General features: G+C 37.6%; 4 protein-coding genes and 1 pseudogene. All 5 read left to right on the forward strand.

Annotated features, from left to right (window positions below):
* The first annotated feature begins 39 nt into the window (after positions 1-39).
* A pseudogene (locus ABD814_RS08550) lies at positions 40-1,115 on the forward strand (RNA-guided endonuclease TnpB family protein).
* Between the two features lie 242 nt (positions 1,116-1,357).
* On the forward strand, positions 1,358-1,579 hold the full coding sequence (locus ABD814_RS08555) for a DUF2829 domain-containing protein (RefSeq protein WP_344912217.1): 222 nt from the start codon (positions 1,358-1,360) through the stop codon (positions 1,577-1,579).
* A 48-nt stretch (positions 1,580-1,627) separates the two neighbouring features.
* Positions 1,628-2,371, forward strand: coding sequence for a 3-oxoacyl-ACP reductase (locus ABD814_RS08560; RefSeq protein ID WP_344912219.1), 744 nt, complete (start codon positions 1,628-1,630; stop codon positions 2,369-2,371).
* A gap of 150 nt (positions 2,372-2,521) precedes the next feature.
* On the forward strand, positions 2,522-3,037 hold the full coding sequence (locus ABD814_RS08565; RefSeq protein ID WP_344912220.1) for a QueT transporter family protein: 516 nt from the start codon (positions 2,522-2,524) through the stop codon (positions 3,035-3,037).
* A gap of 153 nt (positions 3,038-3,190) precedes the next feature.
* Positions 3,191-3,478: a helix-turn-helix domain-containing protein gene (locus ABD814_RS08570; RefSeq protein ID WP_344912221.1), complete on the forward strand. Its 288-nt coding sequence runs from the start codon at positions 3,191-3,193 to the stop codon at positions 3,476-3,478.
* The last annotated feature ends 288 nt before the right edge of the window (positions 3,479-3,766 follow it).

The following is a 3,766-nucleotide window of genomic DNA, read 5'->3' on the forward strand; positions in this document are numbered from 1 at the left end:
AACGCTATGTTGAGCAACAAAAAACAAGGGGGTGAAATCGTGTCGCAAACAATCACTGTAAAAATTAAATTGCTACCTACAAAAGTGCAGGCTTTGACTTTGACCGAAATGAGTAAAATATACATTTCAACAATCAATGACCTTGTCTTTGAAATGGTAAAAGAAAAGAAAAGCACCAAGAAAACAAGTAAAAACATTGATGTATCTTTGCCAAGTGCAGTAAAAAACCAAGCAATTAAAGATGCGAAAAGTGTTTTCAAGAAGGCGAAGAAAACAAAATTTGAAACAGTTCCAGTTCTGAAAAAAACGATGTGCATCTGGAACAATCAAAACGACTCTTTTGATTCCACACATATCTCCTTGCCGATCATGATTGACGGTAAAACCAAGAAAACGCCTATTCGTGCTTTATTGGTTGATAAAGATCACAGAAATCTTGATTTGCTTAAACATAAATTAGGCACACTGCGTATCACGAAAAAGTCAGGCAAGTGGATGGCACAAATTTCTGTCACTATTCCTACCTCTCAAAGAACAGGTATGAAAATTATGGGTGTAGATTTAGGGTTAAAAGTACCTGCTGTTGCCGTAACCGACGATGAAAAGGTACGATTTTTGGTAATGGCAGACAAAACAAATTTAAGAAAAGGAAATTCCGTTCCGTTCGTAAAAAATTAGGGAAAAAGAAGAACTTAACGGCAATCCGTAAGTTGAACAACAAGGAACAACGTTGGATGCTAGACCAAGACCATAAAGTGAGTCGTGCAATTGTTGATTTTGCGAAAGAGAATAAAATTTCTGTCATTCGTTTAGAACAATTAGCGAATATTAGACAGACGACAAGAACCAGTCGTAAAAACGAAAAGAATTTGTACACATGGTCATTCTATCGACTCTCTCAATTCATTGAATACAAAGCTAAGTTAGAAGGAATTAAAGTTGAATACGTCAATCCTGCATACACAAGTCAAACATGCCCTAAATGTTCTGAGAAAAACAAGGCACAAGATAGAAAGTATAAGTGTAAATGTGGATTCGAGAAACATAGAGATATAATTGGTGCTATGAATATTCGATATGCACCTGTGGTTGATGATAAAAGTCAATCAGCATAGGGAACTATATGTTCTGCCCTATGAGGGGTAATGAGATACCCTCATCTTGAGGACTGTTCAAAACAGAAATGGACTGCGAACGCTTAGTCACTCAAGAATCCCATTGCTTTAGCTGTGGGAGTCTCAAATTGATATACTTTTAGTTATACATTATTCATATAACATTACTCAGCTTCGGATCAATTGTCTTTGCATACAATTTCGCTTATAATTTGAGTAACAACTCAAAAGGAGAATCCTAAATGACATTCGAAGAAGTATTGCCACGATTAAAAGCTGGTGAAAAGGTGATTCGCTCGGGATGGCCAGGAGCAGAACTTTATGTAAAATTAGTTGACAAAACAACCTTTGAAGGTGAAGACTTAAACCCTTACTTTTTAATTAATGTCAGAGGTGAAGGCTATACAATGTTTACACCAACTGTTTGTGACCTACTTGCAGATGATTGGGAAATTGTTGAGTAAAAAAATCACGTCCAGCACTTGTCTGGACTTTTTTTATGAGGTGAGGACATGTCAGAGCAAGAATTTTTAGGAAAGAACGTTTTGATTACAGGGGCAAATTCAGGGATTGGCTACGCACAGGCTAAAGGCTTTCTTAAACATGGTGCGAACGTATTCGCCATCGACATTAAAGATGATAACTTGCTTAATCTGCAAAAAAACTATGGTGAATTTTTGCAGTATCAGATTGCTGATGTGGCGGATAAGCAGGCTGTTGATCGGGCGGTAGAGCAGTTTGGCGCAATTGATATTTTACTCAATACGGCCGGAATTCTTGATGGTTATGCAAAAACTTTAGACACGAGCGAGGCGTTGTGGGATCGGATTATCAATACGAACTTAAAGGGGACGTACTTGGTAACGAATGCTGTTTTGCCTCAGATGTTGGCGCGGAAAAAAGGGTGCATTATTAATATGACCTCAATTGCTGGGCTTGTTGCAGGCGGTGGTGGTGCTGCATATACCGCTTCAAAGCATGCGATTATTGGTTACACGAAGCAGCTTGATTATGATTATATTCGTGATGGGATCAGGGCAAATGCGATCGCGCCTGGAGCGATTCAAACACCAATGAATCAAGCGGATTTTACCGGTGATGGTGAAATGGCGAAGTGGGTTGCGAATGAAACACCTGCTGGCAGGTGGGCTAAACCAGAAGAAGTTGCTGACTTGACTTTATTTATCGCCAGTGACAAAGCGGACTATATTCATGGCACAGTCATTCCAATTGATGGTGGCTGGCTAATGAAATAGTCTTGCAGATTGGTACTGAGTTTGTTATACTTGGCAAGCAAGTTTTTTTAGCTTGTACTATGGCACTTCGTTAGAGCAAATCTGCTCTCATCCTTTGGCCATAGTTATTACTAAAATAGCAAGATGCTATTTTACAAAGGAGATTTTTTTATGGAAAAAAATATTAAGCAACAAACCTCACGGACACCCGTCCAAGAATTAACTAAAATGGGTGTAATCGCAGCACTCTACATTGCGATCACACTTGCCGTCGCTCCAGTTGGCTTTGGGCCAATTCAATTCAGATTATCCGAAATGTTTAATTACCTTGCACTATTTCATAAACGTTATGTGATTGCAGTGACAATCGGTGTGGTGATTGTTAACTTCTTTTCACCTTTTGGGTTAATCGATGTCGTTGTTGGCGGATTGTCTACTTTCCTTGTCTTAGTGATTTCAAGAGCAGCTACGAAGCGGATGAAGAATTTAAAAGCGAAGATGGTTGTCATGGCGGCAATTGTCGTCGTATCGATGTTTACAATTGCGGGACAAATTTATTTTATTTCTGAAGAACCTGAATCATTTTGGTTCATGTATCTGACGATTGCTGGTGGACAACTTGTTTCAATGACAATCGGTGGGGTTATTATTTATATTGTGAATAAGAAGATTGATTTTAGTAAATAAAATAGTGAGAATAGAACTTTGGTAAAAACATACTAGTTCTATTCTTTTTTTGTACATATCTATTGTTTAATTATAACGAATTCGTTATAATTAATTTATCCTTAAAAATTAACTAATGCTGTAACTCATTATTTAGAGAAGGAGGTTGAATTCATGACCTGGTCAAATTACAAAAAAGGAATTACCAGCTTAGACCCAACTGAATTAAAAACAATCGAAATCGTGGCACAACTTGTTCAGAGAAGAATTGAACTAAAGCTCACTCAAACTGATTTAGCGACTAAAACTGGATTAAAACAGGCAGCTATTTCTCGATTAGAATCTGAAAAAGCAATCCCAAGACTCGATACATTAGAAAGAGTTACTAGAGCGTTGGATCTTGAATTAGCTTTAGTGAAAGAAGATAAAACAGTTTACGAAATTGATAAAATGAGTAACTAATCAAATTAAAAGTGTCAGCACATAATCAAACGAATGTTAGTGCTGACACTTTTTTTATCTCTATAAAATTATCTCTTTTACACTTGAGTCAATTTCATAATACAAAAATCTAATTAAGAACACGAACAATTACGAATAAAAACACAATATCATACGCAAATAAAGAAGCCTAATCAAGTGATTGAAACGGCAGGCGGCGACTCCAGCGGGAACAGATCGTGTCCGAAATCGAGATAGGGGGAGGTGACTAACCTCCGTCCCTCTCACACCACCGTACATACGGTTCCG

Source organism: Amphibacillus indicireducens, from assembly GCF_039539605.1.
GTDB lineage: Bacteria > Bacillota > Bacilli > Bacillales > Amphibacillaceae > Amphibacillus > Amphibacillus indicireducens.